This is a genomic window from Candidatus Yanofskybacteria bacterium, assembly GCA_003514055.1.
Lineage (GTDB): Bacteria > Patescibacteriota > Minisyncoccia > 2-02-FULL-40-12 > GWA2-44-9 > UBA12115.
Window position 1 is genome coordinate 20,754 of sequence record DOSG01000003.1, and the last position, 19,700, is coordinate 40,453.

A 19,700-nucleotide genomic window follows, 5' to 3' on the forward strand; every position below is an offset into this window, starting at 1 on the left:
CTATATTTTTATAATTTTTTTAAATTGCTCCGTATCTTTATACGGACCAATAATCGCAAAATTTAATTTAGAATTATCAATGAGATCCCTAGCCAGTTGATTAACTTCTTCTAGTGTTACCCTATTAATCTTATCTAGTCTTTCTTCCGGCGTCAAAACCTTATTCTCAAATAATACCGAGTCGCAATAGTCAGAGGCCATATTCATAGAGCTCTCAAGGTAAATGGCCATACTCCCGTTAAGATGATCTTTGGCTTGTTGGAGTTCGGCTTCGGTCACGCCATCATTCTTTAATTTCCTCATTTCATCAAGCACCACCTCGACCGCCTCGACGGCTTTATCCTTATTGACGCCAGCCCTAGTCGTAAACATTCCACAATCAGTAAGCAAATCGGCGCTGGCGCCAACATAGTAAGCCAGCCCCCTCTTCTCTCTTACTTCTTGGAACAATCTTGAAGTCATACTGCCTCCAAATATCAAACTCAAAAGACTCAGCGCATATCTTCTCTCGTCAAACATATCGAAAGCCCTGACGCCCAAATTAAAATGGGCCTGATCAGTCTCTTTCCAATGAATCAATACTTGCGGTTCGGCCTGCTTATCGTCTACTGCCAATTTTGATATCGGCTTGCCTTCTCGAGCATTCGTGAAATATTTCTCGACAACTGCTCGGCCCTGCTCATTAGTAATATTTCCAGCTATAGCTACTATGGTATTCTCGGCGATATAATGAGTATTAAAATAATTAACAAAATCTTCTCGTTTTAACGCAGTAACTATTTCCTTCTCTCCGGTCACGTCCCAACCTAACGGCTGATCTTTATATAGTAGCCCTTCGAATAAATCGCCAATATAACGACTAGGCATATCACGATACATATTTATCTCTTCGACGATTACGCCCTTCTCTGTCTCTATCTCCTTCTCATCTAATAATGAGTTCAAAAATATATCGGAGATGACATCAGTCATTAGGTCCAGTTTTTCGGCGCTAGCTCGGGCATAGTATCCTGTATACTCTTTACTCGTGAAAGCATTGTATTCGGCTCCGATAGATTCAAGCTCCTTAGCAATCTGAACCTTGTCTGGCCTCTTGGTCGTACCCTTAAACATCATGTGCTCAAGAAAATGCGAGATACCATTTATATTCTTTGTTTCGAATCTTGATCCAGTACCAACCATAACTAAAACTGTGGCCGTCTTAGTCCCCTCCATGGGCACGGTTATTAATCTCAATCCAGATTCAAACGTGTGTAATTTGTGCTTTGGTTCCATTTCATCTCGGAGGCAGGAAGATATTGTTTTCTCGAGTACGGGCTGTATTTCTCTCCTGAGAAATCACCCTCTCGCTCGGCGCCGTCGCGCCTGCGCGGGCCTCTCGAAAATAACATCTTCCCACCTCTAGTTAACGTAATAATATATAAAATTGTGTCGGCGGCTGGAATCGAACCAGCGACCTAGCGCTTATGAAACGCTCGCTCTAACCCCTGAGCTACGCCGACCCTACTACGCTCTGATTTACATCAGAGCTTCGAAGGACAAGTATAACTAGGAATAAGCTACACCTGTCCACCGAAGCTCGGACATTAGGACGAGCGAAGGAGGAAGCTACGCCGACATAGAAAAAGCGATTAACTCACATATTCTACAACATAAAACTCATCATTTCAATACATAAATGCAGAAGAAAGAACCCACGAGAGACAGCGCAAGACGCGCAGACTCACTTACGAAAATAATCGCAAAGAGTTGGGTATAAAAAAGCCCGCGGTTGCGGGCGTCATTCTAAATCTTCCGACCTTTGGGGATAATCTTCATTGTCTAGTTTTATGGCAAAAGCAAGCATCATTAAGGCATTCCTGACTCTCGGACTCATGCCTCCGCCCAAGACGGGAACCCTAAACCTAAGCGATTGGCCTGGCTGGCCGTCATTCCATGTGTGGCAATCTCCATCTGGGCCTATAAGTACATTCAGAGTGCCAGCATGGGTACCATCATGATCATCATGAAGTCTTTGATGTACTTTCCCCGCTTCAAGACCGTTAATCCAGAAAGGATTGTTGAGAACTCGTATCGCATCTTTCATTAATCTCTCTTGTGACGGTTCGGGCATAACAATTCTCCAAAGAACGTGAAACTAAAATACCACTTTTGTGGTATTGGTCAATCCTATCCAAGCGGTCTAGTCTCTCTAACTATCACCGTCTTAAATAGTTGCGCAGTCGTAAAGCTACTCTTATCTACCAAACGTACTATCTTATTTTTCTGGGGATGTACATAGACATAGCTCTCAATTCCACATTTCGGACAGACTAAGTAGCAAAATTTCGTTTCGGACGTATTCCAGTAATCTCCTTCGGTGCAACCACTTGGTGGCGTATACCATTTAATTTGGATAAAGGTCCAATTGCTAAGTCGACTCTCTTTATGACACTTGGGACAAGATATAAAGCTTCTTCGAATTGCCTCGAGCTGACGATTTCTAATTCTATCCTTCTGAACTCTAAGAACATCTAACTCGCGTTCAGCGGCTGAGATGACATCCATTCCAAGCCTCCTCTAGTTAACGAACTACCGAAATCTTAAAGTTTTAAGAATCCTTAGTCAATCAACTTCTGTAAACTAAAAAAGATGAAGCCCCGATGAGGGCTCGGCCTCATCGGGGCTATGTCAGCAGAGGATGCTGGACTTCGACAGGATTCAAAACGGCCACGCATCTCCGGAGATAATCCGAAAGAACTTGACTACCTCACCAGGCGCTTCCCGCATCCGAGATCCTTCCTGACGGGGATCCGCTTCAAAAGTTTCCCCTGTTCATCGTAATAATGACGAACTGACCAGTAGCCAGTTGCCTCGACTACCTCTCCTCTCATATTTACGATTTTGATAACAGGACCGATAGTCACGAAGTAGGTCCACTGGTAGGCGTCATCGATATCGCCCGCCCCACCCCCAAGCTTCAAGACAGAATACGCTAGAGATAACCCGGTCGAGCCACGCAAGAACGTTCTGTAGCCACATCACCCTCTCCTCTCCTTAAAACGGCGCATCTATATAATACCATGGCGCAGATATCTGTCAATGAAGTTTGTAAATCTTCGATAATTATATATACTGGTTCTGCGGGGTAGAGCAGTGGCAGCTCGTCGGGCTCATAACCCGGAGGTCGCAGGTTCGAATCCTGCCCCCGCAACATAGGATTGACAATACCGCAGAGATGCGGTATTGTTTTATTAGCTGGGCAGAGATGCCCTAATATTAACAACCCGAGAGGGTTCCTGGAGACAGGAGAGGACGCCATGGAAGCGAAAGAGGTCGTCAGAAGAATCATTGCTGGTTCGAGGACTATTGACGCAATGCGTGATGAGATTGACCTTGTGGTCAAAACAGTCCTCGGACTTACTGGCTCGACCGAGCTCATTAATGCTGCTGTTCAGTATCATGACAAGATATTCTTCAGCGACGGGAATGCGTCCTGGCACCTATTCTTCAAGAAAGGCTGGCCGTCGCAGATCGTAGTAGAGTTCATACTGGGTAAAACAAGGGTCATTTACTCTTCATATGAGTATGATGGATTGACGATTCCAATGGCCTACGTCGAAAGAGTTTACGAGATGTTGACACTTTTCGTCGCAGAAATGGTGAAGATGTTTCCCCACCTAGAGGAGAGGCTTTCTCCTTTGCTCAAGGCCGCCGACAGGGCCTAGATCACACCCCGCCCCAAGACTCAGGACCTCAATCCTCCGTCTGGTGCGAGGTCCTTTGTTTTTTATACCCAACTCTTCATGAAATTGAATCTTGTATTACTATAGTACCCTCTCAACCAGGTTCTCCTCCTTCGCTCTTCGAGCTCCGGAAGGACACAGTAACGTCCTCTTTTAGTCTTCCGAAGTTTTGATGTAGGAGCCCAACCTCCACAACATGGGATTGACAAATACCACGAGAGTGGTATTTTAGTTTCGTGTTCTTCGAAAGGAATAAGACATATGGCCCTAGCTACGACTCGAGGAAAGAAGGCGGCTCTTGTGGCACTTGCCACCAGACGCGAAGAGAACAAGACGCGAGAACGAGTCGACAACAGTCGTCTCTGCGCTGGCTCACCGATGCACTTCGATTGCCTCAGCTGCGGCGCCGACATTCAAGTTCCGGAAAGCTACACCACGCGACCGAATCTCTGCGATGAATGTCAAGCCCTGAAAGATCTCGGCTGGCTGGAGTAATTTATGACGAACCTTCTGTCAATTTTGTTCGCAATCTTCCTAACTCTTGGATTATTCAAAATCGCCACTGGTTATGAAAGACATGATTACGTAGACGGCAAGCTAATGAAGGCATGGCACGTATCTTTGCCTGGATATGCTGGGGTTTATTATCCCGAGCAAATTATTGAATTGCAGAACTGGACCGACACCCATTGGGATTCACTGAGGGTGGTAGACAAGGGTACCGGGAAAGACAACCCAGAGGCTACAGCCGGTCTGGCCTTAAAAGCCGTGGGTATCTATCTCGACTATGAACTGAAACAGAAAGAAGACGGGCATTGGATTCTGTTCCGGCCGTCAAAATCCGAGAGATACTTCACCTGGGCCGCCTATTACAGGGTAGGCTCGTGGCGAAATGCTGAGCGATAAGAACTATGCCTAATTTGGCTCGCTGACCGAGAACGGTCTTTTTTATTTACCATGATCTCATAAATCCAAACTCAGCATTGCCATAATAAGAAGCTAACCAGGTTCTCCTCCTTCGCTCTTCGAGCTCCGGAAGGACACAGTAACGTCCTCTTTTAGTCTTCCGAAGTTTTGACGTAGGAGACCACCCCCCCCCACAACATGGGATTGACGAATCCCACGAGAGTGGTATTTTAGTTTCAGCTCGTTTCCGCTAAGAGGGTGCCCTATGTGCGACTGCGCCAGATCATTGGAAGAATTGGCTACAATTATCAATCGAGAAGATCCAATTATCGATCGGGTCTACGATCAAGATGGCCCATATTGGGCACGGGGCCTCAAGAAGCACGTTATCGTATCGTTGTTAGCTTCAAATATACCTACCGACGTTCTGGCATGCGATTGCCCATCCGCCAAGAGATTAAGAAGAATCTCTCAATTGGCCGCGGACCTGGCTATGGTTAATGCCGAAGGCAGCATGCTCGAACGTGCCGCAGTCGACAATGCCTATACTCTCACAAGCGCGCTAGTTAGCGGTTCAGAAGAAGCCAACCGGCTTATCGCATTCATGGATGCGGCAACCGAAATGACTACCGACAAAAAAGGAAACAGTGCAACAGGTCTTAAAGCTGCCACATAATTTAGAACACTCTGCCGACTAACGTCGGCTTTCTCTTTACCACAATCTCGCATTGACAATACCGCGTAAATGCGGTATTGTTTTTGTATTCTTTTACATGATTGGGGGGGGAGGTTCTAGATGGAGACTACGATCTTCCTAGGCATTACATTCCGTTCAGCATCACACTTAATCTGGTTCGTTCAAAGTATGGTAATCCTACTAGTCTCTATGATTTATTATGCCCGCAAGATCTTTACGAGCTCACGAGAGATCGAGTCATTCTCAGGACCAACGTTTTACCTAACGGCCTTTCATGGAATTACCATCCTTCAAGCCATCGTCCACACTAGACTAGGTAGAATTAATGGTCCAATTTATTCCGTTGACTGTATTTGGTTCAACTCACTTATGGTGCTGGTATATTTATCGCTAGGATATGCCGCCCATAGGGCTAGCCTCGTAAGGCTGCGAAGGCGGGTCTGATTACCCGCCTTTTTCTTTATCATAATTTAGCAAATCTAAATCTCGTATTACCATAGTAACCCTGGAGACAGCCTCCCCTATCGAGCGGGGCTTGGAAAAGGCGGCAACTACCCGTTGACGCTTGTCGCATATTGTAATATATTCGCCGCAGATCCAGGCGAGGCTCGCCATGAACGAAAGAGTCAAACAAGCCATCGATAGAAAACGCGGCCCAGACGATCCAGATTTTTGTGTCATGTGTGGAGAAGATACGCCAGAATACAAGATGAGCACTCACATAGATGACCGCAGAAACTATATTGAGGGTATGGGTCAAGTTTGTGCCAAATGTGCAGTCAAGCATGGGATCGATCACCGCGGCTAGAAATAGCCGCTTTTAATTACTAGATTTAGACGAACAAGAGCCCCAGCTACGACAACGCCGTAGCTGGGGCTCTTGTTAATTTCATTAACAGACTAGAGTCCCTGCGACATACTAGCCTGAAGATTAATGAGAGCCGCGTTTCCGACTGAGTCCCTACTAGAAGTGCAATGTATGCCTAAATTATAGGGCAAAGCATTGGCAGTGGTTACGGTGACTATCTTCCAGCCATAGGCTGGAATAATATTTTCTCGGCCATCCATGGCTAGAGAGATCTGCATACTTGAACGATTATCTAGCATGATCTTATCTCCTTTTTTCAAGGCAACTTGGCCAGGATTACCCTGACACGATTCATTGAACTGGATTCTCTTGCCCTGATAGGCCACTACGGCCTGAGTATATGTCATTGTTTCTCCACTAACTTTCGGCGTGGCCTTCGGCTTAGCTATTACGCCCGTAGAAACTGGCGTACTCGATAAGACGACCTGCGAATCATTATTACTGGTTGGTTCGTCACTCCTAGATACGATCCAAATGCCGAGCACAACCAACACAGCGACCACGACCCATATTATGGTATCTTTTTTCATAGATGCAGAAGATGTCGAGGCCTAAGCCCAGATAATCCCCTACTAGTTGTTAATCCTTTAATTGTAGCATACGGACCGACATTGGATTAGATGGATTGTTGATAGTAAAATATTGCTTTGGATAAAAACCTAATTTCTGGGATAATTAATAGAATGATTATCAAAGATTCAATCTGGAAAGTTAGCCTTGCTATATTCATCGCAATTGCGATTTATTTTGTTTTCGTTTTAGAGCTTGGAATAAATAACTCAGAAACGTCGCCCACGCCAACTGCCACGCCCATAGCCGATAAGTCGGTGAATTTCAATCACGTCGGGAATTTCCACATGAGCGATCCCAAGCTGAAGCCAAACGAATTTTATCTGATATATGAGACCCCTGGATCACCGGCTATGTCTGTTAGATTGTATTTCGATACCAAGACCATGTGTCAGGATCCAATATCTATTGAATCGTGTCCCAGGCCTGTATTTCCAGATGGAGCACGAATCACAGTCCAAGGAACTCAGATAAAAAATTATGTTATTGTAAAAAAGATAATTATTGATTAATATTATTTAGCTTAACAACAATAAAAACGGTCTGAGGTGAAGCTGGTGAGAATCCAGCACTGTCGCGCAACGGTAATCCCCTCCTTGGGGTAAGTCCGGTCCCTCAGAATTAACCATTCCGCCCGCGAAAGGCTTTTTCATTTTTAATTTAAATTAAATAGCCACCGCGTTGCGGTGGCTATTTAATTATATGACCATCGGATCTTCAATAAAATATCTCCTCGGCTGGCTTGTTATATTCGCCATTAGATTAACTCCATTTCGTCCACCTAATATCGAGCCTATTCTAGTAACCATGATGCCGTTCTCAAAAAAGTTTGATTGGCTCGGTACATTTATGTTCGGATTTCTAAGCATCGTCATATTTGATATAGCCACTAACAAAGTCGGCTCGTGGACTATGATTACAGCTATCGCCTATGGGCTGGTCGGAATAGGATCGTACGCGTATTTTAAGAACAGAAAAAGTAGCGCCATGAATTATATAATTTATGGAATTATCGGAACTATAGCTTACGACGCTTTAACCGGATTAACTATCGGGCCGATCTTTTGGGGCCAGACCTTTTCTTCGGCATTTATTGGCCAGATCCCATTTACCCTAAATCACCTCATCGGAAATATCATATTATCTGCCATAGTTAGCCCAGCCATCTATAGATGGGTTGTCACAAATGAAAGAATCGAATTGATCGGATTGAAAACTCGGTTAGCAGCAAACTGATGTTTGACGCTCTCGACATATTTGTATTACAATAACCGAATCGTTTGTCGTCCCTTACCAACTCACACTGAGGTAAAGAATGCCCACAAACATAAGAGAGATTCTAAGGGCTAAACTAGCCCAAACTAACGACGAGATTAAGAGAGCTCGAGGCGAGCTACCAGCTCAGACGAATCGTCTTGATCCGGCATCGAGGGCCGCTGAGATGGAGAGAAGGAATAAAGTTGCCGCCGATCTTAATCGGCTGGCCGCCCAAGATAAGGGAATTAGGCTAGCACTAGAGAAAGTCGAAGATGACACTTACGGCATATGCCGCGACTGCGGAGGACCCATATCCCCGGCTCGTCTGGCTGCCCTACCATGGGCTATCCTGTGCATCACCTGTCAGGAAAAACAGGATAAATAGACATAGGACGCCGCTCATAGTGTCCGTCGGGAATGAGGCCCCAAACGGGGCCTTTTATTATGCTTGACTAAATACTATATTTGATGATATAATATGCTCATTCGAAGTTCCTTCCCGTTTCTATCGCATGTTTCGATTTCCAGGGAGGCAAAATGTTTGATTCGACTAGTTTGCATGGGCAGGTCCTGGCGGACTTGGCCAAGGCCCAGGTCATGACGGTCATCGTAACCAAGAGAGGCCTCAGGCGCAGACGTATGCTCGCTCGGGGCAAGGGGCTACCGGGGCTCGATGTAGCCGAGGCCCTTCAGATGACCAGAGCGGCCTTCATCCCGGCCAGCCAGTTCCCGGAATTGGCTGGGCAAGACCTGGCCGACATCCCGGATCTCAGCCGGAGTTAAGAGGACGCAATGGCAAAGTCGAGAGTTGGTTTGGCACCACCGGGCGGACCCGAATTGCTTCAGCGGCAAGTGCCAGCGATAAGAACGTTGGCCCAACTCGAGATGATGTTCGGCATTCGTCTAGTGAGCCCTGCCGGATCACGGCAAGTCGGTAAACTCCACGATGCCGATCACCAAGACCCACCGGCCATGCCCTTCGGGGTGTGGCCAGACGACGGTAGCAACTAGCAGTGTCATGTGGGCCCATAGCTCAGTTGGTCAGAGCAGCCGGCTCATAATCGGCTGGTCGCTGGTTCAAGTCCAGCTGGGCCCACCACCCCTTCGCCTCATGTGCCAGAATGGCGAAATTGGCAGACGCGACGGACTTAGGATCCGTTGACCCAAAGGTCATGCGGGTTCGAGTCCCGCTTCTGGCACCACGCTCACCTGCCCCCAGGTGAGCGCTTCTTTATTTAAGACCTTTATATAATGAGGTTTTGATGTTAGATTACTTAGAGTTAGAATGTTGGAAGCGTGGCTGAGTGGTTGAAAGCACCTGATTCGAAATCAGGCATACTCGCAAGGGTATCGGAGGTTCGAATCCTCCCGCTTCCGCATCAACATTTAAATATGCCATTGGGTGTATTTAAATGTTGCCATATGTAAGGTGGAAGGATTCGAACAGCGGAACAATTTTTCTAGCAAGAAAAATTGTGAGCTGGTGGCTAGGCCGAGCTGAGCGACGGCGAAGCTAGAGCCGAGGCCGAATCCTCCCGCTTCCGCATCAGTATTTAAAAAAGATGGAGAGGTGGCAGAGTGGTCTAACGCACCGCACTTGAAATGCGGCGTACCCGTAAGGGTACCGTGAGTTCGAATCTCACCCTCTCCGCAGTTAGTAAAAATACCGTGGCAAATATAATCGATCTGAGAAAGAAGGGTCCCGAGCAAGAATCAACTCCACCAGAAGAGTCGGTTTTAAAAACGCCCAATCATAAGACGCCCCAAGCGGCACAAGGCAAGTCAGAAGAAACCCATCGTGGAGATAGGAAGATATTATGGGAAGTCCCAGACTCAGAACCAGTACAGAACAAAGTCGGATTGCATGTATTATTGGTACTCCTAGTCATCGCCGCAGGCTTACTTATATTCTTTAGAACGAATCTGCTTCTATCGCTTCTTCTTATACTATTTTGCATAGTCGTCGGTTTGACTATGAATAGAAAGCCTTCGAAGATAATGACCATACTGAGTATCCATGGTATAAGTTTAGACGACAGACAATATGAGTATAAAGACATTGACTCTTTCTGGATAGACTATGAGCGGCAAGACAAAAGGTTGATCATTACCATGAAGAAGTGGTATCTACCGAGAATAAATATATCCATAGCCAATAGAAATCCGCTCGAGGTACGATCCTTGCTGATAGATCATCTAGACGAGAGAAGGGTCGAGCGCGGATTAATTGAGGCATTGTTAGAAAAATTCGGATTTTAGTAAAGCGCCCTCGTCGTTTCCACCTTCGCTCATCCTAGCATCCGAGCTTCGGCGGACAAGCATAGCTTGTATATGGTTATGCTCGCCCTTCGAAGCTCTGACGTAAATCAGAGATTAGGAGGGCCCTCGTCGTTCAACGGATAGGACACTAGATTGCGGATCTAGTAATTGAAGTTCGATTCTTCACGAGGGCACCAATGAATAAAAAACAAACAACCTCAAAGGGTTGTTTGTTTTTTATTCATGTTCCTACGGAACAGAATCGACTTTGATCCCACTTCGTGGGATATGTTCTGCCGAATTGTCCAACGTCCTCGCAGGAGCTCGAACTACAATTCGGGGTCGAAATGAAGCAGTTCATTTTGACCGTTCACGAGGGCATGAATCGAGTTACGCTTTTAGTTTGGTCATTAAAATTGTATAATATGCGCGCATGCAACAAGACCTCTTAACTCCAATCGAAAATCTAAGTCATGTCGGACCTCGTAACGTATCTAGATTGAAAAGACTTGGGGTTAGCACCCTAAGAGATCTGCTCTGGCACTTTCCGGCTCGCTACGACGACTACCAGGAAGTCTCCCCTATCGCAGACGTACAGCCCGGCCAAAAAGTAAGCATCCAGGGCGAGATCGTAAAGATTACTAACCGACAAATATTTCCACGGCACATGACTGTGACCAATGCGATAGTTAAAGACGATAGTGGTGCGATTAACGCAGTCTGGTTCAATCAGCCGTACATAGCCAACAACCTCACCGAAGGAACGCTCGTCAGTATGGCTGGCAAAGTTAACTTGGGGAAAAGAGGCATTCACTTATCTAGCCCCACCTATGAGAAGATCGGCAATGTTGGTTATGGGCAAATCGCACAGACCGGCCTGACCCATACTACCGGTCTAGTGCCGACATATCCGGAAACAGAGGGCGTGAGCTCTAAATATCTAAGATTCCTGTTAAAACCGATCCTGACCAATTTGGAATTGGACGATCCGCTGCCCGAACAAATTAAGTCAAAATACAATCTCCTAAGCCTGAATGACGCCATACGCCTGATACATTATCCAGAGAAGCAAGAAGACGTGGCCATAGCCAGAGAGAGGCTGGCGTTTGATGATCTTTTTCTTTTTCAAATAAAAGCATTGCTAGAAAGAAGGAAGATAAACCAGCAGAAATCCATATCAATTAAGTTCAGCCAAGAGCTCATAAAAGACTTCATCTCGACGCTACCCTTCGAGCTGACCAGAGATCAAAAAATGGCGGCTTGGGAAATATTGAAAGACCTAGAGAGGCCATATCCGATGAACCGCCTAATGGAAGGCGACGTCGGCAGTGGAAAAACAGTCGTGGCTTTAATAGCTACAGTTCAGGCGGCCGAGCACGGATGCCAAACGGTATTCATGGCTCCCACAGAAGTCTTAGCTCAACAACACCATAGGAATATAGTCAATCTGCTTTCGAGCCAGATTACTAGCGTAGGCCTGCTCACAAGTTCACAGGCTAAATTGAATGGTGAATCTATAAAAAAATCGGAGCTTAAAAAGAGAATCTCTAGCGGCTCAGTAAAAATCATAATCGGCACCCATGCCGTCATTCAGAAAGATGTCAAGTTTAAAAACTTAGCGTTGGTAATAATAGATGAGCAGCATCGCTTTGGCGTAGCTCAGAGATCGGCACTCGTAAAACAAGAAGACGCAGGCTACGTGCCGCACCTATTATCAATGACCGCCACGCCCATCCCCCGCACCCTAGCCCTAACCATATATGGAGATCTTGATATTTCAATAATCAGAGAGAAGCCGAAGAATAGGCAAAAAATAATAACCAACATCGTAACGCCGGATGAGAGAAATTCAGCATACCAGTTTATACGCGAAGAGGTTGGCCGTGGTCGGCAAGTGTTCGTAATCTGCCCGCGCATTGAGCTTAGCGACCCTAAGGCAGAAATAAAAAATCGCGGTGCTCAAAGCATGATGAATATCTTATGGGCCGACATGAAAGCCGTGGAAGAGGAATATAGAAAGCTATCGACCGAGATATTCCCAGAGATTAAAGTGGCAATGCTACATGGGAAGATGAAGGCCAAAGAGAAGAATGAGATTATGGATAAATTTAAGAATAAGGAGTTCGACATCTTGGTGTCTACGTCAGTGATTGAAGTGGGGGTGGACATACCCAACGCCACAATCATGATGATTGAAAATGCCGAAAGATTCGGCCTGGCTCAATTGCATCAATTTCGTGGCCGCGTCGGTCGCGACATCCACCAGTCATATTGTCTTTTGTTCTCATCCACCGGCGACAAGGCCGTGAACAAACGCCTCAAGGCCCTAGTCGATACAGACGACGGATTCTTATTGGCCGAAAAAGACATGTCCATCCGTGGACCAGGTGAGTTCTTCGGCGTTAAGCAGTCTGGATTACCCGATTTAGCTATGGCCTCCTTGGCTAATATTGAATTAATAAAAAAAGCCCGCACCGAAGCGAGGCTATTGCTTAAACAAGATCCTAATTTAAAAAAATGCTCCCCTCTCAGGGAGCGATTAGCCCAATTCCAGAAACTCACTCATTTTGAATAACTACTTCCTAACTTTGGGAGTAACCCAAAAGCCCATGTACCTACCAAACATTAGGCGAGTCTGGGCATCAATGGCAGGAATAGCACCGAGAAATATCGTTGTAGCCGGGAAAAGTATCCACTGAATCAACATCCAGGCGTATTTAGTTTTGCCATACTTAATCGGTTTTGGCGGCAATAGGGTTATGGATAGAATAGCTGACGATATTAGACCGAAGGTAGAAAGGGTCAGTATCCACCTAGTCAAATACGGCAAATTAAAAGATAGCACAGTCTGGTTAAACTTTGGCCCACCGACTATAACCGGCAACCAGCCAAGTATAAATAACAAAACGGCATTAGTAGCCCAAGAGTGGTTTCCTTCAGCCACAATAAACCCGTAGTAGAATTTCTTACCGAACGAAATAGCTTTGTTCTTGATGAAGCCAAACATAAAATAAGGCACATTTTCAGCGCCGTAAGCCCAGCGTCTCTGTTGCTTATATACGTTTTTTAGAGTCTGCCAGCTTGAAGATGCTACGTTGGCGTCCATAGATACTGGATAGTATAACGGGACCACTCGATAATCTCCGTCATATCGAAGGAAGCACTGCCAGAATATTCTAGAATCTTCGGAAACCATATTTCTCTGCCACATGCCCACGTCGACTAACGACTTAAAGGACATCGAATGAGATGAAAACGTAGTAGCCGTCTCTGATTTTTCTTGTTTTATGGTGTGCCAGAATGTTGCCGCGAAGGCCACTACTCTGGCGAACGATGGCGCCTCCCAAATATTATTTACATACAAGGGTACTGGTTGATAAGAAGCTCGCAAGGCATTTTTCGTCGTCAGGAATGTGTGAGTTAGAATACCAAAATACTCCGGATAGATAACCGTGTCCACGTCAAAGTTCGAGACGATTATCTTCTCGTAATCGATGCCCAATTTGTCTATGATAGTCTCCTTAACGATGGCCGCCCCATAAGACGTATTTGAACCCTTGCCAGCCATTTCGCCGATTAATCTTTCGGGATGCCTGATCGTCACAAACTGAAAAAATCCATTTTTATATTCGGTCTCTACGCGCTTGATCGTATCCTCGGTCTCTACGCCAGCACGACCCTCGTAGCACAACGCCACCACCATTTTTGTCTTAGGATAATTAGACTTGAGAAGAGCTTCAACCGAACTCGAGATCACGGCATAGTCTTCTTTATATACTGGCAGAAAAACAAAATGATATATTTCTTGCCATGATTTTAGACCATCATTAATATAATCAGCCGAGGACATCGTCTCTAATTTTTTAAGCCAATTTATCTTAAGATTGTCCTTTAGCTTTCTATATGAAACCCTTAGATGGAGAGATAGATATATAGTTTTTACCAGCCAATAAACATCGAAAGCAATAATGAAAAATGCCATGAAGACCGGTGTCTTAAAAGACAGGAGGACCACCAACGCGAAAGTTGCCCAAGCAGTTAGTCCAGGCATTATTTCTAAAGCCCTATATATCAATCGGTCACCACTTTTCTCAAGATCAGATGCGCGACCGGCATGAAGATAATAATAGTCTTTATTCATTGGATATTTAGGCTAAAACAAAGCCGAATAGATAATCAGTTAGATCGCCCCGGCCAGTCTTGGTACTTATATCAATTTCAAGCAGTCTTGTATATAGATTTTTTAGCTCAGGCATAGAAAACTTAGAAGCACTAGCCGAAGCCTTCTGTACGACGAAAGGATGCAATCCGGCCTTCTTCGCCGTCTCTCCCCTGGGGATGGACCGCGACATTAAATCTTTTACTATGAGCAAGTTCCTAAATTGGTATATGGCCATCGTTAATATATAGTACGGATCGCGACCCGTGCTAATCTCTTTGTATAAAAGCTCAAAGGCCCTGGCCTTTGATTTCGATCCGAGTGCATCTACAAGGTCAAATATATTTAAATCGATTTTTTCACTCACTAAGAGGCTCACGTCTCCCGCTCCGATCGTACCTCCCGGCCTATAATTACACAATTTATTAATCTCGTTGCTAAGTGCCCAGCTATCCCCTCCCACGATATCTATCAGCTTCCTGATGGCTAGAGGCTGTATTTTCGATCCTGCCAATGCAAACTCCCCACTGAGCCAAGCCTCCAGCTTAGCTCCCTTCAGTTGCTCGAAATTCCTAATTGGCTCAGAATTCTTTTTTAGATATGCCAATAAATCCTTAGATAGCTTATTAAGCTCCGCCTCGGTTTTATTTTCCCCAAAAAGAAGTACGATCTCTTTATTCTTCGGTAGATCAAATGCCTTCATCAATTCAATAACTTTCTCAAGCTCCTTTTTGGCCAAAAAGGAATTTTTTACGGCGATTAGCTTAACCTCGCTAAAGAAAGAAGTGCTTTTTATCGCGTCCTCAAAATTTGAGAAATCAAAGTTGTCGGCAAAATCAAAATTAAAGAGGTTGAAACCGCTCTTATGCTTAATCTTATAGCTCTCAATGATCTTTCTGAAATTATCATTGAGCCTATAGCCGTCTTGTCCGTAAAGAAAAATTATCACCTTAGTCCGTTGTTACTTCTACCCATATCTTTCCCGGGGCTAGTTCTATCTCCTTGCCTTGATCATCTAGAAAAAATAATTTCGAATCAAGCGTCGCAGGATCCTTCTTCCAGTTACCAACAATCATCATGCCGTCCTGATATATCTTAACTGGGCCAGATCCGGTAACATTGACGTCTATATACTGATCATATAAGAAGCTAGCGGTCGTATTCATAACAATCACGACGCCAACAGCTACCTGCTGGCCACTGTTCTTGTCTGTCTCTGGCCTGCCTCCCCTAGTCCTCTTATATACGTTCTCATTGGACACATACACCCACCTAATATTATATGGGCTTGGATAATCGATATCGATACTATCAACTATATTATTGAGATTTCTATTCGGCTTACTTGTTTGATGAAGATAGCCAGAAAAATTATCAACCAAATCGTATTTTAACTTTTCCGCTAAGCCAAGCATTTTCTCATAAGTTGTAAAACCATTATGCGGAGCTTTGGCCGTAGATTTTCTAAAAAAAGCTGAGCCGTCATATACTAGAGCATTAAGATTATCAATCACATGCTTATTTAACTCGGCCAATATGCCATGCTCTCCTCCCCAATGAGCATATATTGATTTAAGACTCGCGGCCAAAGGCACAAAATCTTTTCTGGCAGACCTTATAGAGCCGATCTCTGCAGGCTTCTCGCATTGAAAAACCGCCATAAATCTAGTAACGCCTCCGGGTGTAACTGGCATTTCAAAAACCATATCTGCTTGGCTTATGCCAGATAATGGCCGCGGCTCAGGATCAGATGGCATCATGACGCTTATCGGCCTCTGCATATAATTTTCACAGGGCAAGCCAGCGATAGAGCTCAGCTTGTTATCTACAATTACCTCCCCTTCTCCTCCGTTAATTACAATCTCCTTGTTCCACCACACGAAAAAGGTTCCTGCGAAAATAAACGCTACGAGCCCAATGCCCACCAGGATTATATTTACGTTTAGAGTCGAAAATATTCTTTTTATCTTCTTGGCTATACTAGTCATAATCTATTTAGATTTTTGATGCTTAGAACAAAAGTGCGCCGATCGACCGCCGACTTTTATTCTTTTAATTATACCACCATCCTTCTTGTCGCACTTATCACCAGTCCTTTGATAGGCTTTGTGCATCTCCTGATATTCCCCCTTCTCTCCGGTTAGGGTTCTAAAGTCATCCATGCTATCTCCCTTATACTTAATGGCTTTATTGAGTATACCTTGCATAGCTGAATACATACTCTTTATCTGAGCAGTTTTTAGGTTCTCTGGTTTTGATAAAGGATGCACGCCTATCTGCCACAATATTTCATCGCTATATATGTTGCCTATGCCGGCTATAAATTTGGGATCCATTAAGATCTGCTTAATCTTTCCTTTTTTGTTTTTAAAAAGCTTAGAAAAATCGCTAAGACTAATTTCTAAAGGCTCTGGGCCAAGTTCTTGAATCTCTTTTAAATTTTTAAGTTCGCGATCGTCGACTAATATCATTTTGCCGAATCTTCTTGGATCAGAAAGAGCAACCTGATAGCCGTTGTTTAGATAGAAAACCATCCTAATATATTTGTTGGCGGAGTCTTCGCTGAGCGGCCCCTTGATCCTACTAGTCCACCCTTGCTCGTTTTTGGCCCATTTGCCGTATAGTAAATGCCCTGATATTTTTTGATGTACGAAAATTGTTTTTGGGCCTTCGATGTCTACGACTATGTATTTGGCTCTTCGATTAACTTTTAGAATTTTCCTGCCCTTCATCTGCTTTCTGGCTCCATCAATCCCGCCGGCTTGCCTTACGGATCTTGGCCAATCAGCCCAAAAATCGGTTATTTTTAAACCGATTATTTTCTCGCGCAACTGACGGACTATAGTTTCCACTTCGGGAAGTTCTGGCATTTTATTGTATCTCCTGAGATCTCAGAGGTTCCATATCTGCCCAATTGGGGCCAACTTTAGAGTCTACGGTTATAGGCACATCCATCTTCAATACGCCCTCCATCATTTCCTTAATTTTGGGCTCCAACTCTCTGGTTAAAGTCTTTTTCACCTCGAACAACAGTTCATCATGCACTTGGAGCAACATTCTTATATCGCTCTCCTCATAATTCTCGTGCAGATATTTACTTACATTGACCATAGCAATTTTTATCATGTCAGCGGCGGTCCCCTGTATCGGGGCATTAATGGCCATTCTCTCGGCTTGGCTTACCACCTGAGGCATTGAGGAATTTATTTCCGACAACTGCCGTCTGCGACCAAATAGAGTACGCACGAATCCATTTCGATGCGCCTCCATTTTCGTCCTCTCCATATACTTGGCTACGCCAGGAAATTCGGTCATATACTTATGGATAAATTCTTTGGCCTTATCGCGCGACACGCCTGATGCCCTCTGGAAGCCGACTTGGCCCATGCCATAAAGTATTCCGAAGTTTAAAGTTTTCGCATCGCGGCGCATGTTGGGCTTTACGTCTTCGGGCTTAACATCAAATATCTCTACGGCGGTTCTGGTGTGTATATCCTCGTTATTTCTAAAAGTCTCTATCATCTTTTCATCTTTAGATATGTGGGCAACGACTCGGAGCTCAATCTGGCTATAGTCCAACGATAGAAGTTCGTAGCCTTCATCAGCGATAAACGCTTGCCTGAACTTATTGCCCATCTCTGTGCGAACTGGGATATTCTGTAGATTCGGCTCTTGGCTTGAAAGCCTGCCCGTGCTCGTGCCAGTCTGATTTAAAGTCGTATATAACCTGCCAGTATCTTCGTTTATAAATTCCGGGAATGGATCTATGTACGTCGTCTTAAGCTTATTAATCTCTCGATATCTAATTATCTCTTCTATGATGGGATGCTCATCGGCTAACTTCTCAAGTTCAGCGGCCGCAGTTGATAGCGCTCCGCCTCCGGTTTTCCTTATCTTGCCCTTCAATCCAAGCACGTCAAATATTATATGCCCCAGCTGTTGAGGCGAATTTATATTGAATTCTTCGCCTGCTAATTTATATATCCCTTTTTCTAATTTCTGCACCTCATCATTTATGGCTAGGGACAAATCCCCTATAACTCTTCTGTCTATCTTCACTCCCACCAACTCTAATTCTCCGAGCACAGGAGCCAAAGGTAGTTCGATATCATTGAACACGCTCAAAAGACCGAGGACGTCCATCCTTCGCATCATCCCGCTCCTAAGCTCCGCTATGGCAATTACTTTACCCTTGGCAGTATTTTCCAAATTCCTCTCTAACTCCGAGTAATAAATTTTTTCCAAGTCATACCCTTTTTGTTCAGAACTCAATAAATACGCCGCCAGCTTTGAGTCGAATATCGTACCTTCGATGTGAATGCCCATCCTTCGCAGGGACTTAGCCTGCTCCTTTAAATCATGTGTTAATTTTTTAGTGTCCTTATCAGCCATTAAGCTCTTGAGCGAATCCCTTAAGACGTCGTAACGCGAGATTGAATCTAAGGATATGACGCAGACTTTGTATTTCTCTGCATCAGCAACCACTAAGTGGTTATCGACGACAATGAAACTAAAAGTCTTTCCGACTAACTCCGTCAAAGCTGACTTGATCTCGTCTTTTGACTTTATCTCTTCGTCAAATGTCTTGTCATTGGCGCTGAATAAATCCAAGTTAGCGGCCTCTTCTTTCGGACTTGTCTCAGCCGGATCGGCAGTATATATCTCTGGCATTCTCTTGACCAAGCTGAATAGCGCATAATCCTTGAGCGTTTTCTCTAGCTTGTCTTTGTCTAGTTTGTTCAGCCACTCTGCCTTCTCGATATTAAAATCTACCGGGACATCACGAGATATAACGGATAATTTTCTTGAAAAATAAGCCTGGTCTTTGTTAGTAAGCAATTTCTCTATCAGTTTTTCGGAGAGATCCCCTTTTTTCTTCTTCGTTTTTTTATTACCGCTCCTCTTCTCTAGCTCCACATACATGTTATCTAGTCCCCCAAATTCTTTTATCAAAGCCGAGGCAGTCTTCTCCCCTACCCCGACCACACCAGGTATGTTGTCTGATGGATCACCCTTAAGACCCCTGTAATCTACGAGCTGATATGGTTCGAGGTCATATCTCTTTTTAACCTCTTTCTCGTTGTATATAAAAGTGTCGGTCATGCCCTTCTTCATAGTGAAGACCACGACCTTGTCGTCCTCAACGAGCTGTAGAGTGTCTAGATCGCCAGTCATGATGATTACTTGCAGATCGTCTTCCTTTTTGGCCACTTCGGCCAGCGAGCCAATTAAGTCATCGGCTTCAAAACCAGCCTTCTC

Annotated in this window: 21 protein-coding genes, 7 tRNA genes and 1 riboswitch; of the genes, 17 read left to right on the forward strand and 11 right to left on the reverse strand. The window is 44.7% G+C overall.

Annotated features, from left to right (window positions below):
- The 5 genes from DEG18_01620 to DEG18_01640 all read right to left on the reverse strand — a co-directional run bounded on the left by DEG18_01620 (position 1) and on the right by DEG18_01640 (position 3,002).
- Positions 1-1,275: a hypothetical protein gene (locus DEG18_01620; GenBank protein ID HBX58291.1), complete on the reverse strand. Its 1,275-nt coding sequence runs from the start codon at positions 1,273-1,275 to the stop codon at positions 1-3.
- A 151-nt stretch (positions 1,276-1,426) separates the two neighbouring features.
- Positions 1,427-1,502 (reverse strand) — tRNA-Met (locus DEG18_01625).
- A 278-nt stretch (positions 1,503-1,780) separates the two neighbouring features.
- Positions 1,781-2,113 (reverse strand): hypothetical protein, encoded by a 333-nt coding sequence (locus tag DEG18_01630; GenBank protein ID HBX58292.1) that lies wholly within the window; start codon positions 2,111-2,113, stop codon positions 1,781-1,783.
- A gap of 56 nt (positions 2,114-2,169) precedes the next feature.
- Positions 2,170-2,547 (reverse strand): hypothetical protein, encoded by a 378-nt coding sequence (locus DEG18_01635; protein HBX58293.1) that lies wholly within the window; start codon positions 2,545-2,547, stop codon positions 2,170-2,172.
- A gap of 197 nt (positions 2,548-2,744) precedes the next feature.
- Positions 2,745-3,002: a hypothetical protein gene (locus tag DEG18_01640; protein ID HBX58294.1), complete on the reverse strand. Its 258-nt coding sequence runs from the start codon at positions 3,000-3,002 to the stop codon at positions 2,745-2,747.
- 119 nt (positions 3,003-3,121) lie between these two features.
- On the opposite strand from DEG18_01640, the gene DEG18_01645 reads away from it, so the two are divergent.
- The 5 genes from DEG18_01645 (at position 3,122) to DEG18_01665 (ending at position 6,136) form a co-directional block, all read left to right on the forward strand.
- A tRNA-Met gene (locus tag DEG18_01645) sits at positions 3,122-3,193 on the forward strand.
- Positions 3,194-3,299: 106 nt separating this feature from the next.
- Positions 3,300-3,707, forward strand: a complete 408-nt coding sequence (locus DEG18_01650; GenBank protein ID HBX58295.1) for a hypothetical protein — start codon at positions 3,300-3,302, stop codon at positions 3,705-3,707.
- A gap of 516 nt (positions 3,708-4,223) precedes the next feature.
- Entirely contained in the window at positions 4,224-4,631 is a 408-nt protein-coding gene (locus tag DEG18_01655) for a hypothetical protein (GenBank protein HBX58296.1), read from the forward strand.
- Between the two features lie 265 nt (positions 4,632-4,896).
- Positions 4,897-5,307 carry a hypothetical protein gene (locus DEG18_01660; protein ID HBX58297.1) on the forward strand — a complete coding sequence of 137 codons (411 nt, stop codon included), beginning with the start codon at positions 4,897-4,899 and terminating at the stop codon, positions 5,305-5,307.
- Positions 5,308-5,941: 634 nt separating this feature from the next.
- The gene (locus DEG18_01665; GenBank protein HBX58298.1) at positions 5,942-6,136 is read left to right on the forward strand and encodes a hypothetical protein; all 195 of its coding nucleotides are present in this window, start codon (positions 5,942-5,944) and stop codon (positions 6,134-6,136) included.
- Positions 6,137-6,228: 92 nt separating this feature from the next.
- On the opposite strand, the gene DEG18_01670 is transcribed toward DEG18_01665, so the two are convergent.
- A complete protein-coding gene (locus DEG18_01670) occupies positions 6,229-6,726 on the reverse strand; it encodes a hypothetical protein (GenBank protein ID HBX58299.1) in 498 nt (165 codons plus the stop codon).
- A gap of 153 nt (positions 6,727-6,879) precedes the next feature.
- Between DEG18_01670 and DEG18_01675 the strand changes: the two genes are divergently transcribed.
- From DEG18_01675 to DEG18_01730, 12 genes are all read left to right on the forward strand, one after another.
- Positions 6,880-7,278, forward strand: a complete 399-nt coding sequence (locus tag DEG18_01675) for a hypothetical protein (protein ID HBX58300.1) — start codon at positions 6,880-6,882, stop codon at positions 7,276-7,278.
- A 41-nt stretch (positions 7,279-7,319) separates the two neighbouring features.
- Positions 7,320-7,377: riboswitch (cobalamin riboswitch) on the forward strand.
- Between the two features lie 91 nt (positions 7,378-7,468).
- Positions 7,469-8,002 (forward strand): hypothetical protein, encoded by a 534-nt coding sequence (locus DEG18_01680; GenBank protein ID HBX58301.1) that lies wholly within the window; start codon positions 7,469-7,471, stop codon positions 8,000-8,002.
- 79 nt (positions 8,003-8,081) lie between these two features.
- Complete coding sequence (locus DEG18_01685) at positions 8,082-8,408, forward strand: hypothetical protein (protein HBX58302.1); 327 nt, start codon at positions 8,082-8,084, stop codon at positions 8,406-8,408.
- A gap of 152 nt (positions 8,409-8,560) precedes the next feature.
- Entirely contained in the window at positions 8,561-8,806 is a 246-nt protein-coding gene (locus DEG18_01690; protein ID HBX58303.1) for a hypothetical protein, read from the forward strand.
- Positions 8,807-8,815: 9 nt separating this feature from the next.
- The gene (locus DEG18_01695; GenBank protein ID HBX58304.1) at positions 8,816-9,034 is read left to right on the forward strand and encodes a hypothetical protein; all 219 of its coding nucleotides are present in this window, start codon (positions 8,816-8,818) and stop codon (positions 9,032-9,034) included.
- A gap of 11 nt (positions 9,035-9,045) precedes the next feature.
- Positions 9,046-9,122 (forward strand) — tRNA-Met (locus DEG18_01700).
- A 16-nt stretch (positions 9,123-9,138) separates the two neighbouring features.
- A tRNA-Leu gene (locus tag DEG18_01705) sits at positions 9,139-9,225 on the forward strand.
- Positions 9,226-9,313: 88 nt separating this feature from the next.
- Positions 9,314-9,400, forward strand: a tRNA-Ser gene (locus DEG18_01710).
- Between the two features lie 187 nt (positions 9,401-9,587).
- Positions 9,588-9,674 (forward strand) — tRNA-Ser (locus tag DEG18_01715).
- A 17-nt stretch (positions 9,675-9,691) separates the two neighbouring features.
- Positions 9,692-10,282: a hypothetical protein gene (locus DEG18_01720; protein HBX58305.1), complete on the forward strand. Its 591-nt coding sequence runs from the start codon at positions 9,692-9,694 to the stop codon at positions 10,280-10,282.
- A 122-nt stretch (positions 10,283-10,404) separates the two neighbouring features.
- Positions 10,405-10,479, forward strand: a tRNA-Arg gene (locus DEG18_01725).
- Between the two features lie 236 nt (positions 10,480-10,715).
- Positions 10,716-12,857, forward strand: coding sequence for a DNA helicase RecG (locus tag DEG18_01730; protein ID HBX58306.1), 2,142 nt, complete (start codon positions 10,716-10,718; stop codon positions 12,855-12,857).
- Here the strand turns inward: DEG18_01730 and DEG18_01735 are convergent, their stop codons facing one another.
- From DEG18_01735 to DEG18_01755, 5 genes are all read right to left on the reverse strand, one after another.
- Positions 12,858-14,423, reverse strand: a complete 1,566-nt coding sequence (locus DEG18_01735; protein HBX58307.1) for a hypothetical protein — start codon at positions 14,421-14,423, stop codon at positions 12,858-12,860. It lies immediately after the preceding gene.
- A gap of 7 nt (positions 14,424-14,430) precedes the next feature.
- A complete protein-coding gene (holA, locus tag DEG18_01740; protein HBX58308.1) occupies positions 14,431-15,390 on the reverse strand; it encodes a DNA polymerase III subunit delta in 960 nt (319 codons plus the stop codon).
- Between the two features lies 1 nt (position 15,391).
- The gene (locus DEG18_01745) at positions 15,392-16,429 is read right to left on the reverse strand and encodes a hypothetical protein (protein HBX58309.1); all 1,038 of its coding nucleotides are present in this window, start codon (positions 16,427-16,429) and stop codon (positions 15,392-15,394) included.
- A 3-nt stretch (positions 16,430-16,432) separates the two neighbouring features.
- Positions 16,433-17,311: a hypothetical protein gene (locus DEG18_01750; GenBank protein HBX58310.1), complete on the reverse strand. Its 879-nt coding sequence runs from the start codon at positions 17,309-17,311 to the stop codon at positions 16,433-16,435.
- A gap of 1 nt (position 17,312) precedes the next feature.
- Positions 17,313-19,700, reverse strand: a 2,388-nt coding sequence (locus DEG18_01755) for a DNA polymerase I (protein ID HBX58311.1), incomplete at its 5' end; no start/stop codon positions are given.